18 protein-coding genes are annotated in these 21,923 nt (G+C 67.0%); 12 read left to right on the forward strand and 6 right to left on the reverse strand.

The annotated features are described in order from the left end of the window. Positions 1-167 precede the first annotated feature (167 nt). Positions 168-2,522, forward strand: coding sequence for an EAL domain-containing protein (locus V5740_RS06875; RefSeq protein WP_347304322.1), 2,355 nt, complete (start codon positions 168-170; stop codon positions 2,520-2,522). A 55-nt stretch (positions 2,523-2,577) separates the two neighbouring features. On the opposite strand, the gene V5740_RS06880 is transcribed toward V5740_RS06875, so the two are convergent. The 5 genes from V5740_RS06880 to recG form a co-directional block, all read right to left on the reverse strand. Beyond that, the gene (locus tag V5740_RS06880; RefSeq protein WP_347304323.1) at positions 2,578-2,859 is read right to left on the reverse strand and encodes a hypothetical protein; all 282 of its coding nucleotides are present in this window, start codon (positions 2,857-2,859) and stop codon (positions 2,578-2,580) included. A 24-nt stretch (positions 2,860-2,883) separates the two neighbouring features. Continuing rightward, positions 2,884-3,570: an ABC transporter ATP-binding protein gene (locus V5740_RS06885; protein WP_347304324.1), complete on the reverse strand. Its 687-nt coding sequence runs from the start codon at positions 3,568-3,570 to the stop codon at positions 2,884-2,886. Further along, positions 3,563-4,804 (reverse strand): lipoprotein-releasing ABC transporter permease subunit, encoded by a 1,242-nt coding sequence (locus V5740_RS06890; RefSeq protein ID WP_347304325.1) that lies wholly within the window; start codon positions 4,802-4,804, stop codon positions 3,563-3,565. The genes V5740_RS06885 and V5740_RS06890 overlap by 8 nt, the downstream gene beginning before the upstream one ends. Before the next feature lie 71 nt (positions 4,805-4,875). Further along, positions 4,876-6,477: a mechanosensitive ion channel family protein gene (locus tag V5740_RS06895; protein WP_347304326.1), complete on the reverse strand. Its 1,602-nt coding sequence runs from the start codon at positions 6,475-6,477 to the stop codon at positions 4,876-4,878. Between the two features lie 113 nt (positions 6,478-6,590). Next, positions 6,591-8,654: an ATP-dependent DNA helicase RecG gene (recG, locus tag V5740_RS06900; protein WP_347304327.1), complete on the reverse strand. Its 2,064-nt coding sequence runs from the start codon at positions 8,652-8,654 to the stop codon at positions 6,591-6,593. An 80-nt stretch (positions 8,655-8,734) separates the two neighbouring features. Here recG and V5740_RS06905 point away from each other — a divergent pair, with 80 nt between their 5' ends. Both V5740_RS06905 and mfd read left to right on the forward strand, forming a co-directional pair. After that, a complete protein-coding gene (locus V5740_RS06905) occupies positions 8,735-9,001 on the forward strand; it encodes a succinate dehydrogenase assembly factor 2 (RefSeq protein WP_347304328.1) in 267 nt (88 codons plus the stop codon). A gap of 40 nt (positions 9,002-9,041) precedes the next feature. Further along, complete coding sequence (gene mfd / locus V5740_RS06910) at positions 9,042-12,542, forward strand: transcription-repair coupling factor (protein WP_347304329.1); 3,501 nt, start codon at positions 9,042-9,044, stop codon at positions 12,540-12,542. Positions 12,543-12,673: 131 nt separating this feature from the next. On the opposite strand, the gene V5740_RS06915 is transcribed toward mfd, so the two are convergent. Then, the gene (locus tag V5740_RS06915) at positions 12,674-13,585 is read right to left on the reverse strand and encodes a LysR family transcriptional regulator (protein WP_347304330.1); all 912 of its coding nucleotides are present in this window, start codon (positions 13,583-13,585) and stop codon (positions 12,674-12,676) included. 90 nt (positions 13,586-13,675) lie between these two features. Between V5740_RS06915 and V5740_RS06920 the strand changes: the two genes are divergently transcribed. The 9 genes from V5740_RS06920 (at position 13,676) to V5740_RS06960 (ending at position 21,869) form a co-directional block, all read left to right on the forward strand. After that, a complete protein-coding gene (locus V5740_RS06920) occupies positions 13,676-14,011 on the forward strand; it encodes a nuclear transport factor 2 family protein (protein ID WP_347304331.1) in 336 nt (111 codons plus the stop codon). Next, positions 14,008-14,796 carry an SDR family oxidoreductase gene (locus V5740_RS06925; RefSeq protein ID WP_347304332.1) on the forward strand — a complete coding sequence of 263 codons (789 nt, stop codon included), beginning with the start codon at positions 14,008-14,010 and terminating at the stop codon, positions 14,794-14,796. Before V5740_RS06920 ends, V5740_RS06925 begins: the two co-directional genes overlap by 4 nt. 192 nt (positions 14,797-14,988) lie before the next feature. Next, on the forward strand, positions 14,989-16,197 hold the full coding sequence (locus tag V5740_RS06930) for a hydrolase (RefSeq protein WP_347304333.1): 1,209 nt from the start codon (positions 14,989-14,991) through the stop codon (positions 16,195-16,197). Beyond that, positions 16,194-17,207 carry an arginine N-succinyltransferase gene (locus tag V5740_RS06935; protein ID WP_347304334.1) on the forward strand — a complete coding sequence of 338 codons (1,014 nt, stop codon included), beginning with the start codon at positions 16,194-16,196 and terminating at the stop codon, positions 17,205-17,207. The genes V5740_RS06930 and V5740_RS06935 overlap by 4 nt, the downstream gene beginning before the upstream one ends. Further along, positions 17,204-18,457 (forward strand): N-succinylarginine dihydrolase, encoded by a 1,254-nt coding sequence (locus tag V5740_RS06940; RefSeq protein ID WP_347304335.1) that lies wholly within the window; start codon positions 17,204-17,206, stop codon positions 18,455-18,457. Before V5740_RS06935 ends, V5740_RS06940 begins: the two co-directional genes overlap by 4 nt. Then, on the forward strand, positions 18,457-18,726 hold the full coding sequence (locus V5740_RS06945) for a hypothetical protein (protein ID WP_347304336.1): 270 nt from the start codon (positions 18,457-18,459) through the stop codon (positions 18,724-18,726). The genes V5740_RS06940 and V5740_RS06945 overlap by 1 nt, the downstream gene beginning before the upstream one ends. Before the next feature lie 64 nt (positions 18,727-18,790). Then, positions 18,791-20,623 (forward strand): pilus assembly protein, encoded by a 1,833-nt coding sequence (locus V5740_RS06950; RefSeq protein WP_347304337.1) that lies wholly within the window; start codon positions 18,791-18,793, stop codon positions 20,621-20,623. Next, the gene (locus V5740_RS06955; RefSeq protein ID WP_347304338.1) at positions 20,620-21,201 is read left to right on the forward strand and encodes a TadE/TadG family type IV pilus assembly protein; all 582 of its coding nucleotides are present in this window, start codon (positions 20,620-20,622) and stop codon (positions 21,199-21,201) included. Before V5740_RS06950 ends, V5740_RS06955 begins: the two co-directional genes overlap by 4 nt. Positions 21,202-21,272: 71 nt before the next feature. Next, the gene (locus tag V5740_RS06960) at positions 21,273-21,869 is read left to right on the forward strand and encodes a TadE/TadG family type IV pilus assembly protein (protein ID WP_347304339.1); all 597 of its coding nucleotides are present in this window, start codon (positions 21,273-21,275) and stop codon (positions 21,867-21,869) included. Positions 21,870-21,923 lie beyond the last annotated feature (54 nt).

Raw genomic sequence — 21,923 nt, forward strand, 5'->3', positions numbered from 1 at the left:
GGCTTTTTGCACTGTGTCGAGGTGGTGGCGGGGTCACTCGCGCACCTCTCCAGCTGCGGTTGGCGCCGCCAGCACGACTGTTCGCCACGACACCAAAACGCGTTAATGCTGCACAAGTTTACAGTTATATAACTTTGCTGTGGTCCCTTTCACATGAAAGGACGACCATGCTAGAAGTATTTGAATGCGTGATAAACCAACATGATCCGCTGATTGTATCACTAGCATGCATGATTTGGATCGTTGGAAGTATTACGTTTTTTCTTGCACTTGGACGCGCGGAAGAATGCCGCTCCGAACGTAGGCAGGCTTGGCTGGTAATGGGTGCGTGCGCTGCGGGCCTGGGAGTCTGGGCGACGCACTTCGTCGCGATGCTCGCTTATCAAGGCGCCATGCCGATCGCATACGACCTCCACATCACGCTTGTTTCCGCAGCGTTAAGCGTACTGGGCTTCTGGATTGCCCTTCAGGTGCTGCAAGGTTTCTCCTTGTCCAGATGTGCGTTGGCCGGGTGTGTCGTCGCAGTCAGCGTCAGCGCCATGCACCTGGTCGGCATGGCCGCCATCCGGGCGCAGGCCCGTATCGAACTCGACTGGTTGTATTATGCCCAAAGCACGCTGACAGCCTTCGTACTGTTCACCGCGTCGTTCCAGGTGTTCGCCCGCACATCGGGCATCCGGCGGCTGGTCCTAAGCGCGTCAGGTTCGATCATCGCGGTCTGCGCCATCCATTTTACCGGCATGGCGGCCGCGACGCTGCGCTACGATCCGTCGCTGCCGATGGTGGAACCGGCCGACAGCCAGACGTGGCTGGTCGGTGCCGTCACCGCATCGACGATCCTGCTCGTCATCCTGACCGCGCTGGCCACGCTCATCGACCGCTATCTCACGGATCTAAGGGGGTTTGCCGACGCCACGCTGGAAGGCATCGCCATCGTAAGGGGCAATCGCATCGTGGAAGCGAACCAGCGGTTCGTGGACATGATGCAAAGCAGCACGACCGACCTGCTGGGCCAGGATCCCGATGGCTTCCTCGCCGCCGCGGACGGTCGCCCGATCCTGCACCTGCGTGAAAAACCGATCGAAGCCGTGCCGCGCGACATGATGGACGGCTCAGTCTACGAAGTGATGATCCGCGAAGTCGAATATCGTGGGCGCCTGTCACAGGTACTTGCGGTGCGCGACCTGACCCAGGCCAAGGCCGCCCAGCGCGAAATCGAACATCTCGCCCGGCACGACCGGCTGACCGGCCTCGCAAACCGCACATTGTTGCAGGAAAGAATGGATCACGCGCTCGCCTTGTCGCAACGGACGCTTACACCGGTGGCGCTGCTGGCTCTCGACCTCGATCGCTTCAAGGCGGTCAACGATCTGTTCGGACATGCCCAGGGCGATCAGGTCCTGCAGAAGGTCGCCGCGATCCTGCGCAGGTGTGTCCGCGACTCCGACACGGTAGCGCGTATCGGCGGCGATGAATTCGTCATCCTGCAGGTCGGCTCTGCGCAGCCCGAAGGCGCCCGCGCGCTGACAGCCCGCCTGTTGGCGGAGTTCAGCAGGGAGATGGACGTCACGACCGATCCGATGGCGGTGGGTGTCAGCATCGGCGTCGCCATCGCTCCGTCCGACGCCGTCGACGCGATCAAGCTGCATCATGCGGCCGATGTCGCGCTTTATCGCGCGAAGACGTCCGGGCGCGGTGTGGCCATGTTCTTCGACCGGCACATGGATGCGGCGGTGCGGGATCGCCGCCAGATCGAGGGCGACCTGCGCCAGGCTATCCATCGCCAGCAGCTTCATCTGGTGTACCAACCACTTGTCGCGGTCGCGGGCGGTCGCGTGACTGGTTACGAGGCCCTGCTGCGCTGGACCCACCCGGAACGGGGGAACGTGTCCCCTGAACTGTTCGTGCCCATTGCGGAGGAATCGGGATCGATCCTCGCCATCGGCGAATGGGTCTTGCGCAGGGCGTGCCAAGATGCGGCCGCTTGGGACGAGCCGCTTTCCCTCGCCGTCAATATATCGGCCACCCAGTTTCAGGCGCCCAACCTCCAGGCCATCGTAATCTCTGCGCTGGATGAGAGCGGGCTGGCACCGTCACGGCTTGAACTGGAGATCACCGAAACCGCGATGATGAAGGACCGGATCAGAACGGTGAACACCCTCAAGGCGCTGAAGGAACATGGCATCAAGGTTGTCATGGATGACTTCGGCACGGGCTATTCTTCGCTCAGCAATCTGCAGAGTTTCCCGTTCGACAAGATCAAGATCGATCGCAGCTTTGTTCAGGCGGAACACGACGACAAGGCCGCCCGATCGATCATCCGCGCGATCGTCGGCATCGGAAAAAGCCTGTCTCTGCCGGTGCTTGCGGAAGGCGTGGAGACCGAACTGCAACGGCAGATGGTGTTGCAGGAAGGTTGCGCGCAAGCCCAGGGCTATCTGTTCGGACGACCGGGCGCCGGGCCCGCGCCGAAGGTCGATGCGCTCCCCTGCGCGGATATGGCCTGCCGAGCCACGGCGTGAACCTGCGCGGGTGATGGATGGGCGCCGGAGGTCGGCGCCCTCGTCAGACTGGTGGTCAGGCGCCCCGCAGCGGGAAGTCGCTTCGCGCCGCCAGTGCCATGACTTCCGGCAGGGTCAGGACGTGATCGTTATCCTTGTAGATCACGTACTTCGCCCGGTCGCCCTCGGGCATGGCGCGGATCATGCCGACCATCTGCGCCAGCGTGCCGCGATGCAGCCCGGCGAACCCTTCCAGGATGCCGCCGCCGCCCGCCAGGTGGATGGAGGCATGCGCGCCCCAATCCGTGCCCACGGGGCCGGAGCTTTCGCCCTGAATGGTACCGGGGTGGTCGGTCATCGTTGGTCAGCCTCTCTCAATCAGTCAGGTCAGCACGCCGTCGTGCAGCCGGACCACACGGTCCATGCGTGCCGCCAGGCGTTCGTTATGGGTGGCGACCAGCGCCGCGCTGCCGGTGCCGCGCACCAGGTCCAGGAACTGGGCGAGCACGCGGTCACTGGTATGTTCGTCGAGATTACCGGTCGGCTCATCCGCCAGCACCAGTTGGGGCCGGTTGGCGAGCGCGCGGGCGACGGCGACACGCTGCTGCTCCCCGCCCGAAAGCTGGCTGGGCCGGTGGTGCAGCCGGTGGCCGAGGCCAAGTGCGGTCAGCAGCTCCTCCGCCCGCGCCAGCCCTTCGGCGCGCGGGCGACCGGATACGAGCTGCGGCAGCAGCACGTTCTCCAGGGCGTTGAAGTCCGGCAGCAGATGGTGGAACTGGTACACGAAGCCCAGGTGATCGCGCCGCAGCGTGGTGCGCGCGGCGGCGTCCAGCCGCGTGGCATCGATCCCGGCGATGGCGATCCGCCCGGCGAAGCCCCCTTCCAACAGCCCCACCGCCTGCAGCAGCGTCGACTTGCCGGAGCCCGACGGGCCGAGCAGCGCGACGATCTCCCCCGGGGCGATCGTCAGGTCGACGCCCTTCAGCACGTCGATCGTGACCCCGCCCTGCACGAAGGAGCGAGCGAGCTTCTCCAGCTTCACCACGGGCGTTGCGACAGCCTCATTCATAGCGCAGCACCTCCACCGGATCGGTGCCAGCAGCGCGGTAGGCGGGGTAGAGCGTCGCGAGGAAGGACAGGCCCATGGCCATGACGCAGATCGCCAGCACCTCGAACGGATCGGTACGCGCGGGCAATTGCGTCAGGAACCGGATCTGCGGGTCCCACAGGTTCTGGCCGGTGATCGCCTCTATCCCGCGCACGATCGGCTGGCGCAGCAGCAGGATCAGGAAGCCGAGCGCCAGGCCCGCAAAGGTGCCGACCGCGCCGATCACGCTGCCGGTGGTGACGAAGATCTTCAGCAGCGACTGGCGCGTGGCACCCATGGTGCGCAGGATGGCGATGTCGCGCGTCTTGGACCGGACCAGCATGACTAGGCTGGACAGGATGTTGAAAGCGGCCACCAGCACGATGATCGACAGCGCGAAAAACATCGCCACGCGTTCCACCTGCAACGCTTCGAACAGGCTGGCATTGATGGTGCGCCAGTCGGTCACCACCGCGCGGCCGGCCAGTTCCCGGTTCAGCGGAGCGAGAATTTCCCCTACGCGATCGGCATCCTCCGTCGTCACCTCGATCATGCCGATGGCATCGCCCGTCAGCAGCAGGGTCTGCGCCTGCGGGATCGGCATGACGACGAAGGCCTGGTCGTAATCGTAGACGCCGATCTCGAAGATGGCGGTGACGGTGTAGCCGACCTGGCGCGGCACGGTGCCGAACGGGGTGGAGCGCCCTTGCGGGTTGATGATGGTGATGGAATCGCCGACCCGCACGCCCAGGTTCATGGCGAGGCGCGAGCCGATGGCGACATTGTCGGCGCCCGGCTGCAGCGTGGCGATGCTGCCCGCGACTACCTGGCCCTGCAGCGCGCCGATATCGGCCTGCGTGTTGCCGCGCACCAGTACCGCCTCCACCCGGCCGTTATAGGTCGCCAGCAGCGGCTGTTCGATGAGCGGGCTGGCATCGGTAACGCCAGGGGTCGCCTGCACGTCGCGCAGCACGTTCTCCCAATCGTCCAGCCGGCCGCCATAGGCCTGGATGATGGCATGGCCGTTCAGGCCGACAATCTTGTCCAGCAATTCCGCGCGGAAGCCGTTCATCACGCTCATCACCACGACCAGCATGGCAACCGACAGCATGACCACGCCGATGGAGATGGACGCGACCAGCGCGATCACCGCCTCCCCGCGGCCAGGCAGCATGTAGCGCTTGGCAATGGTCCATTCGAAGGGGGAGAGGATCAAGGAGCGGGTCTTTGCGGCAGGGGTGAAGGTTGCCGCGATCTAGCAGCTTTGTCGCGCAGCGGAAGGGTTGTTCAATCGGCGTGCGGTGCCGGCCGTTCCACCGGCAGGCTGTTGCCGAACACCACCGTGCGCGTGGGGAAGGCGATGCCGATGCCCGCCGCCTCGAACCGGTCGAGGATGGAGAACAGAATCTCCTCCTTGTGGATCAAGCTTTCGGCGAAGTCGCCCACCTCGATGTAGGAGAACACCTCGATATCGAGCGAGCTGGCGCCGAAGGCGTTCAGCCGCGCGCGGGGTCCTTCCGCGATCCTTGGATGCTCCTCCAGCACCTGCCTGACGATATCGACCGCCTCGCGCACCTTGGCGGCGGGCAGGCTGTATTCGACGCCGATCACCGGGTTGAACAGGAAGCGGTCGCGCGTGGCGTAGTTCTCGATCTGCTGCGATGAGAGATCGCCATTGGGGATGGTGACGACGGTGCGATCGTTGGTGCGGATGCGGGTGGAGCGGATGCCGACATCCTCCACCGTGCCGATCACGCTGCCGACCTTGACGAAGTCGCCGACCTGCGCGGGCTTGTCGACGATCACGGTCACGCTGCCGACGAGGTTCTCGACCGTCTTCTGCGCACCCAGCGCCAGCGCGATACCACCGATACCAAGGGCCGCGATGCCCGTCGTCACGTCGATGCCGAACGTGTCGAGCACGGCGATGAAGACAAAGGCGAGCAGCAGAATCTTCACCACCCGCCGCAGCAGGGAGACGATGCTGATCGCCTGCCGCCGTTCGTGCCGCTGCATCCGGGCGATCGACAGGTCGGAGACGGCGTTGACGACGCGGAGGCCGAACCAGACCAGCGCGATCAGCGCGACGACGCCGGTATAGCGCAGCAGCAATTGCCGGGCGACGATGGAGGCGGGCAGTTCCTCCGCCCAAACGTAGAAGATGGCGCCCGCGGCCAGCAGGCTGACCGGCGGCAGCGCGGCGTTGAGCGCGCGGTAGGCGGTGCTGGTCTGCGGCTCAGGAATCATGCGCCGGGCGAGCGTCAGGATCGTGCGCGCGACCAGGTACAGCCCACCGAACAGCAGCAGCGCGGCCCCGATCAGCAGCGCCCAGTCGCCGACCGGCGCGCCCGCCAGCATGGTGTGCTCCTCCGGCGGGGGTGCCTCCGCAACCTCTTCCGCCGCTTCGGTGGTGGCGAGCCGAGCCACGGTATCCTCACCGATGCGCCACAGTTCCGGCCCGCCTTCCTGCGCCGGGCCACGGACCATCAGGATGGGCACTTCCTCTCCGCCCAGCGGCAGGGCGCCGACCTGCTCCTGCTCCAGCGGCAGGGCATCGTCGGTACGGCCGGCGGCATCGTTGCTGAGCGTGCCGAAGGGCACCAGCGTGCCGCCGCTGTCGAGCAGGGTCCGCAGCCGCTGCGCCAGGGTCGCCGCGCGGGCCTGCTGCGCCGGCGTATCCAGCGGGACATCCAGATATTGCGCCGCCCGGTTGTAATCGCCCTGCCCCAGCGCGGCGAGCAGCGCGGTGACGCTGGCGCGAGGGGTCAGCCGGTCATACGGATCGACGATCTGCGCCACCGCCGCCTCGGCCTCCGTCGCCTCCTCCTGCGCCATGGCCTGCACCGGCAGGAGGATCAGCAGAAGCGACAGCAGGAAGCGCAAGGGCAAGGACAGTTCTCCGGGATCGTCACGGGCGGTTGTGGTTACGGGCGCGCCCTCGGCGCTTTGCCGACAGGGGTCAACCGCCCCACCGCCCGGACCGTTCCGCAGGTGCGGCAAACTCACCCGCCGCGCAGCAATTGCACGCCCCAGTCGCGTTCCAGCAGGTAGAGCAGGATGCGCGCCGCCTCGCCGCGCGGCCCCGTCAGCCCGCCGTCGCGTTCCAGCAGCAGGCGGGCGTCGTCCTGCGCCATCTGCCCCATGCGGCTGGTCTGTTCCAGATTGGCGATGCGGAACGCCTCCTCCCCCGATTGCCGCGTGCCCAGGATCTCCCCGCCGCCACGCAACTTCAGGTCCTCCTCCGCCAGCCGGAATCCGTCCTGCGTCTCGCGCATCAGGGCCAGACGCTGGCGGCCGACCTCCGACAGGGCCTCCCCACGCAGCAGCAGGCAGGTGCTCTTGCCGGTGCCCCGCCCCACCCGGCCGCGCAGCTGGTGCAGCTGCGCCAGGCCGAAGCGTTCGGCCTGTTCGATCACCATCAGCGTGGCGTTGGGCACGTCCACGCCGACCTCGATCACGGTGGTGGCGACCAGCAGCTTCGCCTCGCCCCGGCTGAACCGCTCCATCGCGGCGTCCTTCTCTTCCGGCCGTAGCTGCCCGTGGACCAGCGCAACCTCGTCGCCGAAGCGGGCCTTCAGCGAAACGAAGCGCGCCTCGGCCGCGGCGAGGTCGTCCTGTTCGTTCTCGTCGCGCACCATCGGGCAGACCCAGTATGCCTGGTGCCCGCCTTCAATGTGCCGGGCCAGCCCGTCCACCACGTCGGCCAGCCGGTCCAGCGCGACCACGCGGGTGTCGATCGGCTGGCGGCCGGGGGGCAGCTCGTCCAACCGGCTGACATCCATCTCGCCATATTGCGCCAGCACCAGCGTGCGCGGGATCGGCGTGGCGGTCATCGCCAGCACATGCGGGGTGCGCCGGTTCTTCTGGGTCAGCAGCAGCCGCTGTCCCACGCCGAAGCGGTGCTGTTCGTCGATCACCACCAGCCCCAGATTGCGGTAGTTCACCGTGTCCTGGAAGATGGCGTGCGTGCCGACGACGATGTCGATGCTGCCATCAAGCAGACCCATCAGGATACTTTCGCGCGCGCGGCCCTTGTCCCGCCCCGTCAGCAGCGCGACCTGCACGCCGGTTGGCGCGGCCATGCGGCGCAGCGTTTCGAAATGCTGGCGGGCGAGGATCTCCGTTGGCGCGAGCATCGCGGCCTGCGCGCCGCATTCGACTGCGCCCAGCATGGCCAGCAGCGCCACCGCCGTCTTACCCGCGCCCACATCGCCCTGCAGCAGGCGCAGCATCGGCGATTCCTGCGCCATGTCGCCGGCGATCTCCTGCACGCTGCGTTGCTGCGCCCCGGTCAGCGGGAATGGCAATTGCAGCTTCGCCGTCAGCCGACCGTCGCCCGCCAGCCTCTGCCCCTTGCGCCGGCGGTTGTCCGCGCGGACCAGCAGCAGCGCCAGCGCATTGGCCAGCAACTCGTCATAGGCGAGGCGATCGCGCGCGCCGGCATCCTCGCCCCGATGCGCCGCCACCAGTGCATCGCGCCAGGCGGGCCAGCCGGCGCGGGCCAGCACGCCGGGTTCGATCCATTCGGGCAACTCCGGCGCACGGGCCATCGCCTGATCGGCGAAGCTGGCGATGCGCGGCTGGGTCAGCCCCTCCGCCAGCCGGTAGATCGCCTCCACCTGCTTCGCAGTGGCGGCGTCGCTGCTTTCCGCGACATGATCGGGATGCACGATCTGCAGCATCTGACCATACTGGTCGAGCCGCCCGGCGACCCACCGGCGCTCCCCCACTGGCAGCGCCTTGCGCGCACTGAACGCGGCCTTGCCGAACCAGGTCAGCGCGATGACGTTGCCGGCCGCATCGCTGGCGAGGATGCGGAACGGCGCGCGCGGGCTCGGGCTGCCGCGATGTTCCGTCACCGTCAGCGCCACCACGATCTGCTCGCCCACATTGGCGGCGTCGAGGTCCGGCACCGCCCGCCGGCTGACGAAGCGTTCGGGCAGGTGGTAGGCGACGTCGCGCACGCGGGCGAGGCCCAGCCGTTCGAGCGGCTTCTTCAGCTTGGGGCCGACGCCGTCCAGCCCGTCGATCTCGGCGAAGAGGGGATTGAGGAGATCGGGCCGCATCGTCCGCCGGCCTTCGCCTGCCATAGCCGCGTGGGCAAGGGGTTGGATCAATCAATCACGCTCTGCTAGGCGCCGCATCCATGGACGACACCCTCAAGCCCCGGCTCGCGCGCGCGAAGTTCCGGGCATGGCATCGCGGCACGCGCGAGGCGGATTACATGATCGGCGGCTTCTTCGATCGCTACCATTCCGAGTGGGACGAGGCCGCGCTCGCCTGGTTCGAGGCGCTGCTGGAGGAAGAGGACGTCGACATCATGGGCTGGGCGCTCGGCAGCCTGGCCGTGCCGCCGGAATATGCCGGCGAGCAGATGATCGCGTTCCGCCGCCTCGATTTCGTCCGCATCTGAAGGAACCATCGCGCCACGCGGCGCACTTTGCATCCGTCCCATGGCTGATCTTTCCCGCATCCTCTCGGCCACGCGGCCGCTCACCCTTGCCTCCCTGCCACGCGGCGCCCAGCCATTGGTGCTGGCCGACCTTGCCCGCACCGCCAAGGCGAAGGGCGGCCGCGCCGTGTTCATCGCGCCCGACGATCAGGCGATGCGCGCGATCAGCGATGCGGTCCACTGGTTCGCGCCCGAATTGCAGGTGATCGAGCTGCCGGCATGGGACTGCCTGCCCTACGACCGCGCCAGCCCGGCGCTGTCGGTCAGCAGCCGGCGCCTGTCCGCCCTGCATCAGTTGCAGCAGCCGATGGGCGATGGGCAATTACTCATCACCACGGTCAACGCGGCCTTGCAGCGGGTGCTGACCCCGTTCCGCATCCGGGAGGCGGTTCGCGAGCTGAAGCCGGGCACCCGCATCGGCCACGAAAGCCTGACGCACCTGCTGCGCAGGCAAGGCTACAGCCGCGTGGACACGGTGGTCGACACCGGCGAGTTCGCCGTGCGCGGGTCCATCTTCGACATCTTCCCTAGCGGGCTGGAGGAAGGCCTGAGGCTCGACTTCTTCGATGACGAGCTGGAATCGCTACGCCTGTTCGATCCGGGTACGCAGCGCACCACCGCCACCGTCGCCGGCCACCTGCTGCTGCCCGCCAGCGAGGCGCTGCTCGACGACGACACGATCAAGCGGTTCCGCACGCGGTATCGCGAGCTGTTCGACGCGCATGCCACGCAGGACCCGTTGTACCAGGCGGTCAGCGACGGTCGCCGGCTGGCAGGCATGGAACACTGGCTGCCCCTGTTCGAGGAGCGGCTGTCCACCGTCTTCGACCATCTGGGCGAGCATGACCTGATCGCGGTGGAAAGCACCGCGCTGACCGCGGGGGAGGAGCGGCTGGGCGACATCGCCGACTACCACCGCCAGCGTACCGAAGGCGCCGGGCCGAAGGCGGGCACGTACCGGCCGCTGCCGGAAGACGCGTTGTACCTCACCCGCGATGAATGGGCCCGCGCGTTGGAAGGTTGGCCGGTCCACCGCGTGTCGATCTTCGCGGAGCCGGAGAGCGACAAGGTGGTCGATTTCGGCTTCCGCTCCGCCCGCGACTTCACGCCCGAACGCAGCGCCGGCAGCAATGTCTATGTCGCCGCCGCCGAGCACCTGAAGGCCGTGGGCAAGAGCGGGCGCCGGCCGTTGCTGGCGGCCTATTCGCAAGGGTCGCTGAGCCGCATCACCTCCATCATCGAGGAAGCCGGCACCAAGACCAAGGTCGCCAAGAGCTGGCAGGACGCGCTGGGCCTGTCGGCCAAGGGCGTGCCGGTGGCGATGGTCCTCCCGCTGGACACCGGCTTCGCCAATGACGAGCTGGAGCTGTTCACCGAGCAGGACCTGCTGGGCGACCGGCTGGTCCGCCGCCGCAAGAAGCGCAAGGATTCCGACGCCTTCCTGGCGGAGCTGTCGGCGCTCAATCGTGGCGACCTGGTGGTCCACCTCGACCATGGCATCGGCAAGTATGTCGGGCTGGAGCCGATCAGTGTCGGCCAGAGCCAGCACGATTGCGTCCGGCTGGAATATGCCGGCGGCGACAAGCTGTTCATCCCGGTCGAGAACCTGGAGGTCCTGACCCGCTACGGCAGCAGTGAGGAGGCGGTGCCATTGGACCGCCTGGGCGGCGAAGCATGGCAGAAGCGCCGCGCGAAGCTCAAGGAGCGCATCCAGGCGATCGCGGGCGAGCTGATGCGCACGGCTGCCGCCCGTGCCCTGCGCCGCGCCCCCGTGCTGGAGCCGGAGGAGGCGAGCTTCCGCCCCTTCGTCGACCGGTTCCCATGGCAGGAGACCGACGACCAGGAACGCGCGATCGAGGATGTGCTGGGCGATCTGGCCGATGGCAAGCCGATGGACCGCCTCGTCTGCGGCGATGTCGGCTTCGGCAAAACGGAGGTGGCCCTGCGCGCCGCCTTCGTAGCCGCCATGCAGGGCCAGCAGGTGGTGATGGTCGCCCCCACCACTCTGCTCGCGCGCCAGCATTACAAGAGCTTCTCCGAACGGTTCGCCGGCTTCCCGTTGAAGGTCGGGCGGCTGAGCCGGCTGGTGACGGCCAAGGAGCAGAAGGAGACGCGCGACGGCCTGGCCGATGGCACGATGGACATCGTCGTCGGCACCCACGCGATCCTGTCCAAGACCACCAAGTTCAAGCGCCTGGGTCTCGTCATCGTGGACGAGGAGCAGCGCTTCGGCGTCACCCACAAGGAGAAGCTGAAGCAGCTGCGCACCGACGTCCATATCCTGACGCTGACCGCCACGCCCATTCCGCGCACGCTGCAGATGGCGATGAGCGGCCTGCGCGAACTCTCCACCATCCAGACGCCCCCGGTGGATCGCCTCGCCGTGCGCACCTACGTCATGGAATGGGACGACATGGTGATGCGCGAGGCGCTGATGCGGGAGCATCATCGCGGCGGGCAGAGCTTCATCGTCGTGCCCCGCATCGCCGACATGGAGCCGCTGGAGGCCTGGCTGCGCGAATATGCGCCGGAGATAAAGTTCGTCTCCGCCCACGGCCAGATGGCGCCGACCGAGGTGGAGGAGCGGATGAGCGCCTTCTACGAGGGCAAGTACCAGGTGCTGCTGTCCACCACGATCGTCGAAAGCGGCATCGACATTCCATCCGCCAACACCATCATCATCCACCGCGCCGACCGCTTCGGCCTGGCGCAGCTCTATCAGCTGCGCGGACGCGTGGGGCGAGCCAAGCTGCGCGCCTATGCCTATCTCACCTACGCCAAGGACATGGCCCTGTCCGAAGTGGCGGAGAAGCGGCTGAAGGTGCTGGGCGACCTCGACTCGCTTGGCGCCGGCTTCCAGCTCGCCAGTCACGACCTCGACATCCGCGGCGCCGGCAACCTCTTGGGCGACGAGCAGTCCGGCCATATCAAGGAGGTCGGGTTCGAACTGTACCAGTCCATGCTGGAGGATGCGATCCTCTCCGCCAAGGCGGGCGTTGCCGGCATCGGCCGCAGCGAGACCGACGGCCTCAGCCCGCAGATCACCGTCGATGCGCCGATCATGATCCCGGAGGACTACGTCCCCGACCTCGCCGTCCGCATGGCGCTGTACCGCCGGCTGAACGATGCCAAGGACGGCCGCGAGATCGAGGCAATGGCGGCCGAGATGATCGACCGCTTCGGGCCATTGCCGCCTGCCACCGCCAACCTGGTCAAGCTGATCGAGATCAAGCACCAGGCCATCGCCGCGCATATCAGCAAGATCGACGTCGGCGCGCGCGGCACGCTGGTGGCGTTCCACAATGACAGCTTCCCTGACCCGATGGGCCTGATCGCGTATGTCGAGCGGCTGAAGGGCACGGCAAAGCTGCGGCCGGACAACAAGCTGGTCATCAACCGCGCCTGGGGCGACCCGGTGAGCCGGCTGAACGGCCTGTACCAGCTGACGCGGGGGTTGAGCGCGATTGTGCGCAAGGCCGAGAAGGAGGCGGTGGGGGTCTAGGGGTGGCGGTATGTTCCTGACGGTACTGCTCTTGCAAACAGCGACCACTCTGCGCCCAACTATCTGCCTCCAGGCCCGTCTATCCGCCGGCTTGGCCTAACGCTCGCCCCGGCGACGCGCTGCGGCCGCGATCAGATTTGCGCCAGGCGTCCCGCGGCGAAATCTCGCGCGAGCGCGACAAAAGCTTGGAAGGCCGCTGATGCATTGCGCCGATTGGAATAATAGAGGCACAGCGGCGCGAGTGGTGGCGTCCAATCTTCGAGAATGCGGACGAGCCGTCTCGCTGCAAGATCCTCTCGCACATCGGACTCCATGAAATAGCCGATGCCGGTGCCGCTTATCACCGCAATCCTGGCAAGTGACGCTTCGTCAAGGGTGATCGGGCCCTCGACGTCGAGCTGCAGTTCTTCGCCGCCCTTCTCGAAACGCCATCGGAACAGGGCGCCATCAGGCAGCCGCACGCGAATGCAGGGATAGCCAAGCAGCTCCTGCGGTACCTGAGGGACAGTACTGTGTCCGAAGAAAGTGGGGGCAACCACCACCGCCATGCGTCGCTTCTGGCCAAGTGGTACGGCGATCGCATCGCTGGGCACCAAATCCGCGCTGCGCACCCCCAGATCGAAGCCTGCCGCCACGACGTCAACCAGCCGGCCTTCAGTGACAAGATCGATATGGACCCGCGGATAGCGCTGGAGATAGGCAAGAACCAGCGGCGCCATGATCTCGCGCGCTGCGGTCGCAAAGGCGTTGATGCGCAAGGTTCCGGACGGCGTCTCCTGCTGGGAGCGCGCGGTGTTCATCGCTTTCTGGATGTCGTCGAGCGCTGGCTTGATCTGTGCGACGAATATCCGTCCGGCATGAGTGAGGGAGACACTGCGCGTCGTTCGATTTAACAACCGCACCGCAAGCTCCCGCTCGAGCTTGCTTACTGCGTTGCTGATGGCCGTCGCCGACATGCCGAGATCTAGCGCCGCCGCCCGGAACGAGCCGCACCGGACGATCGCGAGCACTGCCTCAAGCTCGATCAGGGAAGCACCTGCCATTATCCCGATATCCGTGACACCTCATGCCCGTTTGTCCTGATTATCAGCTAGAATGTCTATCTCTAAAAAGGGTTCGTCACCCGTGAGGAGATGAACATGGTAGACCTTCCCAAGCCGATTGCCGCCTATGTCGAGGCTAACGCCCGCCTCGATATCGACGGCATGTTGAAGCCTCTTCTTCCCGACGCAGTCTTCATCGACAACGGCAAGCACTTCGCTGGTCATGCGGCTATCCGCCGGCTGTTCGAAGAGGAAGTTGTTCCTGTGAAGGCGATCTTCACGCCCGACATGGTTCGGGAAGAGAGCAGCAATGTCGTGGTCGTCGAAGGTCCCGCGCACGGCGACTTTCCGGGCAGTCCGCTCCGCTTCACCTATTCCTTCAAGCTGGCGAACGGCGCCATCACGATGCTGGAGATCACGGTATGAGCATCACGTCGGATACAGCCGAGTTCGCCGGCAAGCGCGTGCTGGTCAGCGGGGGCACTAAGGGCCTCGGCCGCGCCACGGTCGTGCGCTTCATGGCCGGTGGCGCGCGAGTTATCACCGCTGCCCGGACAACCAACGATCCCATCGAAGGCGTCGAATATGTGGAGGCTGACCTGACGACGCCGGATGGCGGTGAAAAGCTGGCCACGGTGGCGATCGAGCGACTGGGCGGCATTGACATCCTTGCGCATGTCGTCGGTGGCTCCGCATCACCCGCCGGCGGCTTCGCGGCTCTAACGGACGAGCACTGGCTTGCCGAACTGAACCTCAACCTGTTGGCGACCGTCCGCCTCGATCGCCTTCTGATCCCGCAGATGCTCGATCGGGGCAGGGGCGTCGTGGTGCACGTCACCTCCATCCAGTCCGTCCTGCCGCTGCCCGAATCCACGACCGGCTATGCTGCTGCCAAGGCTGCGCTGAGGACCTACAGCAAGGCAATCTCGAAGGAGATCGGTCCCAAGGGCGTGCGGGTCAACTCCGTCTCGCCCGGCTGGATCATGACGGAGGCTGCCGGGGACTTCCTCCAACGGCTGCAAACTGCCGACGGCGGCTCGGTCGAGGATGCGCGCCGGTCCGTGCTCGATGCACTGGGCGGAATTTCGATAGGGCGGGGAGCCGAGCCCGATGAGGTCGCCGACCTCATCGCCTATCTGGCCTCGGACCGTGCCGCGGCGATACATGGCGCCGAGTTCGTCATTGATGGCGGGACCATCCGCACCGTTTGAGGGGCCGATTGACACGCCGCGCTACCGAGCAAGAGCCACGGGCGGGCGTCCGTTGTTCCTCAGGTGCAGGCGGATAGCAGCCGCGTAATCGCGGCGACGATACGTCCGCTCGAATGGGAGCAGACGCCCCTTCGCCCCCGGTCCTCTTGCAGGCCTTTCCCTCCCCCACCCCAGCCCGCTACACCTGCCCCAATGGGCCTAAATCATACCAGCCACCCCGTCCTCGCCACCATCGACGCGGCGGCGATCCTTGCCCGCACGGAGAGCTGGTGCGCCATCAACAGCGGCACCAGCAATCTCTCCGGCCTCGCCCGCATGGCGCACAAGTTGGCGGAGGCCTTCGCCGCCCTCCCGGGCCAGATAGAGCTGGTCGATCCCGCCCCCGTCACCACCATCGCCCCCTCCGGCGAGCAAACCGAACAGCCGCACGGCCAGCACCTCGTCCTCCGCGTCCGCCCGGATGCGCCGCGCCGTGTGCTGCTGACGGGGCACATGGATACGGTCTATCCCCCGGACCATCCGTTCCAGGCCGCGCGCTGGCTCGACGCCGAGACGCTGAACGCCCCCGCCGCCGCCGACATGAAGGGCGGCCTCGCCATCATGCTGGAGGCACTGCTGGCATTCGAGCGCTCGCCCGAGGCGGCCACGCTCGGCTACGACGTGATGATAAATTCGGACGAGGAGACCGGCTCGCTCGCCTCCGCCGCGCTGATTGCCGATCTCGCGCGCGGCAAGCTGGCGGCGCTCACCTACGAACCCGCCACCGCGCCCGACGGCACGCTCGCCCATGCGCGCGGGGGCAGCGGGAATTACAGCGTCGTCGCCGCGGGCCGCTCCGCCCATGCGGGGCGCAATCCGCAGGACGGACGCAATGCGCTGCTGGCGCTGGCCGACCTCGCGCTCCGCCTCAAACAGCTCACCCATGCCGACCTGTCGGTGAACCCCGCCCGGATCGACGGGGGCAGCGCCAACAACGTGGTGCCCGATCATGCCGTGCTGCGCTTCAACATCCGCCCCCGCACCGTTCGGGCCGCGGAGGATTTCGCGCGCAGCTTCGCCGCTCTGCTGGCCGATATCGCCGCCGCGCACGAGGTCACCCTCACGCCCCATGGCGGGATCACCCGTCCGCCCAAGCCGGTTGACGCACGCGCGCAGGCGCTGTTCGACCTGGTGCAGCAGGCCGGCGCCGATCTGGGGCAGCATTTCGGCTGGCGGCCCAGCGGCGGGGTGTGCGATGGCAACAATATCGCCGCCGTCGGCGTGCCGGTCGTCGACACGATGGGCGCACGCGGAGGGGCGATCCACTCGCCGGAGGAATATCTGATCGTCCCCAGCCTCGCCGAACGCGCCCGCCTCTCCACGCTGGTGCTGCTGCGCCTCGCCACCGGGGCGCTGGCGTGAGCCACGTCATCCGCACCGCCGGGCCGCAGGACCTGCAGCCGCTGTACGAGATGGCGAAGCTCACTGGCGGCGGCTTCACCAACCTGCCGCCCGAACGCGCCGCGCTGGCCGCCAAGCTGGAACGCAGCGCCGATGCGCTCGCCCGCACGGAGATGACGCTGGCGGACGAAAGCTTCGTAATGGTGCTGGAGGATGCGGAGACCGGCGCCGTGCGCGGCACCGCGCAGCTGTTCACGCAGGTGGGGCAGCGCTGGCCGTTCTACTCCTACCGCCTCACCACAATGACGCAATATTCGCGGGAGCTGGAACGGTCGATGCGGGCGGAGCTGCTGAGCCTCGTCACCGATCTGGAGGGGTCGAGCGAGGTCGGCGGGCTGTTCCTGCATCCGGGGGAGCGCGCCGGGGGGCTGGGCCTGCTGCTGGCGCGGAGCCGATATCTGTTCATCGCCGCGCACCGGCAGCGCTTCGGCCCGCGCATCCTGGCGGAGCTGCGCGGCATCATCGACGAGCGGGGCGGATCGCCGTTCTGGGACGCGGTCGGCGGCCGGTTCTTCGGGATGAGCTTCCAGGAGGCGGACGAGTTCAATGCGCTCCACGGCAACCAGTTCATCGCCGACCTGATGCCCAAGCACCCCGTCTATACCGCCATGCTGCCGGAGGATGCGCGCCGGGTGATCGGCCTGCCCCACCCCAACGGCCGCGCGGCGATGCGCATGCTGGAAGGCGAAGGCTTCGCGCATCACGGCTATGTCGACATCTTCGATGGCGGGCCGACCATGACCGCGGCGACCGACAGCGTGGCCAGCATCCGCGGGGCGCATCGCGGCACGGTGGCCGATGCGTTGCTGGCCAAGGGGGAGAAGGCGCTGATCGCCGCGGGCACGCTGGCCGATTTCCGCTGCTGCTTCGGCGCGCGGGAGCTGCGCGACGGGGAGGTGGCAATCGACGCGCGCACGGCGGACCTGCTGCGCGTCAGCCCCGGCGATCCGGTGTGGAGCGTGGCGCGATGAGCCTGGTGGAGATCAACTTCGACGGCCTGATCGGTCCGACGCACAATTACGCCGGACTCAGCTGGGGCAACCTCGCCGCGACCGCCCATGCCGGGCAGGTCAGCCAGCCCCGCGCCGCCGCGCTGCAGGGCCTCGCCAAGATGCGCGCGAACATGGCACTGGGCCTGCCGCAAGGCTTCCTGCTGCCGCTGCCCCGTCCGAATGCCGGCTGGCTGGACCGGCTCGCCTGGGCACCCGGCGCCGACCCGGCGCTGCTGGCTGGTGCTTGGTCGGCGAGTGCGATGTGGACGGCCAATGCAGCCACGGTCAGCCCCGCCCCCGATACAGCGGACGAGCGTTGCCACCTCACCGCGGCCAACCTCGTCACCATGCCGCATCGGGCGCAGGAATGGCCCGACACGGTGCGCCAGTTGAGGCTCGCCTTTGCCGATGGCAGGCACTTCGCGGTGCATGACGCGGTGCCGCCATGCTTCGGTGACGAGGGTGCGGCCAACCACATGCGGATGGCGGCGGCGCATGGCGCGCCGGGCATCGAAATCTTCGTCTATGGCCGCCCCGGCGGCCGCTTCCCCGCGCGCCAGCATGAGCAGGCGAGCCGCGCAGTCGCCCGCCGGCATGGCCTTGCCCCTGCACGCACGCTGTTCGTGGAGCAGTCCCCTGCCGCGATCGAGGCCGGCGCGTTCCACAACGACGTGGTGGCCGTGGCGAACGAGCGGGTGCTGTTCGCCCACGAGCAGGCGTTTGCCGACACCGACGGCACCTGTCGCGCGATCCGCCGCCTGCTGCCTGAGGCGGAGATCGTGATCGTGCCCGCGGCGGAGGTGAGCCTGGCGGACGCGGTCGCCTCCTACTTGTTCAACGCCCAGTTGGTGACGCTGCCCGCCAATGAAGGCATGGCGCTGATCGTGCCGGGGGAGGCGTGGGCGCATCCGCGCGTACGTGGCTGGCTCGACCGGATGCTGGCGGGCAATGGTCCGATCCGGCAGGTGTTGCCGGTGGATGTGCGTGAAAGCATGGCCAATGGCGGCGGCCCGGCCTGCCTGCGCCTGCGTGTGGTGGCGGACTTGGCGACAGTCGATCAACGCTTCCTGCTGGACGAGCGCAAGGCGGCGCTGATCGTGCAGATCATCGAAGGTCACTGGCCCGAAGCGATCGCACCGGATCAGCTTGGCGATGCCGGCCTGGCGCGCCAGATTGTCGCAGCCCGGCACACGCTGCTGGGCGAGCTTGGACTGGAGGAACTGGCGTGATGGCTGACGTTTTCCCCGGCATGATCCGCAGGCTCCGCCGCATATCCCGACTGTTCGTCATCCGCACCCGGTTCGAGGCGTTCGCCATCATCTACGCGCTGGCGCTGGGCGCCACTCAGCGGGGTTCCGTCTATCTGGACCAGTTCCCCGGCTGGGGCGGACGGCTGCTGTTCGGCGCGTGTTGCCTGGCGGTGCTGATGGCGGGCGCCAAGATCCTAGACTGCCTGAAGCTGGAGGCAGCGGCGGCCGATCGAGACAAGCCCGGCTGATCCGCTTTACCACCGTTTAACCGACCCCGGCCTATGACCCTGTCCCATGCGGACAGGTCGATCGATGATGCGCCGGATGCGCGCGCTGCTGCGGGACCGGCAGGGTGCGGCCCTGCCGATCATGGCGGCCGGGCTGCTGCCGGTGCTGGCCGGGATCGGCGCAGCGATCGACATCGGGCGGATCGTGGTGGTCCGCGCGCAGATGCAGGCCGGTGTCGATGCCGGCGCGCTGGCGGGCGCGCGCGCATTCGGGCTGGAGGAGGACCGCGATGAGCAGGTCGCCGCCTATTTCCAGGCCAACATGCCCGACGGCTATGCCGGCGCCGACCCGATCGAGCCATCGCCCATTTTCGAGAAGGTCCGGGGCGTCAGCCGCGTGCGTGTCGCCGCGGAGACAGATCTGCCGATGGTATTCATGCGGCTGTTCGGCATGGCGACCACCACCATCAGCGTGGAATCGACGGCGGAGATGCAGCCCAAGCCGCTGGAGGTGATGGTGGTGCTGGACAACACCGGCTCCATGAAGACGACGCTTGGCAGCGGCACGCGGATGGACGCGCTGAAGACCGCGATGCACGACTTCATCGAGATCCTGCACCAGGGGCAGGATCGGCGCGCCGACCTGGCGATGGGCATCACCACCTACACCGTCACCACAAATGTCGGGCATATCCTGCGCGACGCTGGGGTGACGATCGGGGAACGTGACGGCTTCACCAATATCGGGACGTATGTCGGTGGGAACGAGAACACGGCTGCGCTGGGCTGGAGCGGGTGCGTGGAAAACGACCAGACCGTACGCGACATCAGCGCCGCTGCGACCGTCATGGAGGCGAACGCCTATGACATCGATCGGTATCTGCCGGGCGAGAGGGATGCGCGCCCGGGTATCCGCCCGTACCACTACATGCCGCTGACCACCACGCAAAGCAGGAAGGCACCGGGCGAGAACACCTCAAAGAGTGGTGCGTGGGCGACAAGCGCGCGCAAGCCCGATCATTACTGGGCGGCCCACCAGAACAACAATACGAGCGACGGTAGACGTAATAATCTGTACCGTCTTGACGCCGGCGGTAACGCCAGTTTGGCTGAGATCCTGGCCAACAAACCGGCGTACCGACAATATTTCCACGACTTCTACATTGGCCTCAACTACGATCGATCGAGCGACAGCGATGACGTTATCGTCCGGGCTGACAATGGCGGCTATTTCGAGCCTGGATCGGTTGCCGACTACAAGGTGGTTTATTCGCGCATCCCGCGCCTGAACGTCACCACCGACTGGGACAAGCCGAATGCCCATTATGGCTCCCCCCTGCGGTCGGGCACCAACCTCAGGATGCCGACGCCCAACTGGCAATGTCCAAGCCCGGCGCTGGAGCTGGCCTATGACCAGCCGCGATCGACCTACGACGACTACATCAAGTATGACAACTACCCGCTGATGCCCGCGAGCGGCACGCTGCATCACATCGGCATGCTGTGGGGCTATCGCCTGCTGACGCGTGACGACGTGTTCAAGCGCGAAAACCCCACTCCGTCCGAGAGGCCGCTCCGCGCGCTGGTGTTCATGACTGACGGCGACACCCAGGCGAGCAGCGACAATTCATGGTATGGCGCCTATGGCGCGCTGCGCGAGAAGCGCATCACCAACGCCACGGACACCGGCACCTTCAAGGTGCAGGTCATGAACCGCTTCGCCAAGGTGTGCGAGAACGCCAAGCGCGACGGGATCGCCGTGTACATCGTCTCGCTGCTGCCCGCGCCTGGGGACACGCAGAGCGTCTTCCGCACCTGTGCGGGCGCCAACTACCTGGAAACCAGCACGCAGAGCGAGATCCAGAACGCCTTCCGCCAAATCGCGGTCGATCTGGTCGACCTGCACCTGACGCAATGATCGCGCGCCGCCGCCTGTCTCACCTGCTTCGCGCGCGTGAGGGCGTGGCTGCCGCCGAGTTCGCCATGTTGGCGCCGGCAATGTTCCTGCTGCTGATGGGCACGGTCGAGGCGGCGCATTTCCTGATGGTGCAGACCACGCTGGAAGGTGCGGTGTCGCGCGCCGCGCGCGAGAACGCCGTGGCGTTGACCATGGGCGATGACGAGCGCGACACCGCCATGCGCGCCCGCATTGCCGACATCATGGGCACCTTCAAGGTGGCTGACGGTCAGAGGCTGGAGATCGACACCCGGGTCTATGGGAACTTCGCCTCCGCCCGGACCGAGCCGTTCGACGATGCGGACGGGAACGGTCAGTATGACGAGGGCGAGTTCTTCCAGGATGGCAACGGCAACGGTATCCGTGACGTGGAGGTACGCAAGGCTGGCAAGATGGGCGAAGTAGGCGATGTCGTCGCATACAGCGTGACCTACCCCGTCGATCCCGTCTTTGCCTTCCTGACCCCGGTCTTCGGCGGACCGCTGCGCATGACCAGCAGCACGGTTGTCCGCAACGAACCTGAGAAGTCCGTCCTGTGACGGCGCTCACCGTACCCGGTCCGATTGGAAGGGGGCGCGCACTGCTGCGTTGCCGCCGCGGCGTTTCGGCGGTGGAGTTCGCGTTGGCGCTGCCGCTGTTCCTGGCGCTGATGGGCGCGGGAATCGAGCTGTCGTTCGTGATGGTCACGGCGGTCAAGGTTCAGCGGCTGGCGACCATGACCGCCGACCTGGTGGCGCGCGACGGCTCGTCCGATCACCGCCTGACCGAGGCGCAGGTTTACGACATCTTCGCCTCCATGAACCTGTCGGCGGAGCCGCTGGACGTGCGCCAGAACGGCCGGGTCATCATCACCGCCGTGCTGGGGGAAGATGGCGACGGCGATGGAGTGGCGGAGGTGAACCGGATCAAGTGGCAACGGTTCGACGGCGGGCTGATCCCGACCCGTTCCCAGATCGGCTGCTGGAGCGAGAGCACCGTCGCCGCCGGCATCGGCCGGCAGTTGAACCCGGCGGAACCGTTGTTCCATGCGCAGGTGAGCTACGATTACGAACCCGTGTTCAGCTCCACCCTGGTGAAGTGGCTGAACGTGCCGCAAACCATCACCCGCACCGCCACATTCCGTGGACGCGGGGCAAGCTATCATCCGGTGATGGCCGTTGCCGGCTTTGAACCTAAGACCGACTGCGATTCACCCACGGGGCTGTGATCCACACCGGTGGTGCGATCCAGCGATGGCACGCGGGCGGGCTGCACCCGCATG

The sequence above is a fragment of the Croceibacterium sp. TMG7-5b_MA50 genome (genome assembly GCF_039830145.1).
Classification (GTDB): domain Bacteria; phylum Pseudomonadota; class Alphaproteobacteria; order Sphingomonadales; family Sphingomonadaceae; genus Croceibacterium.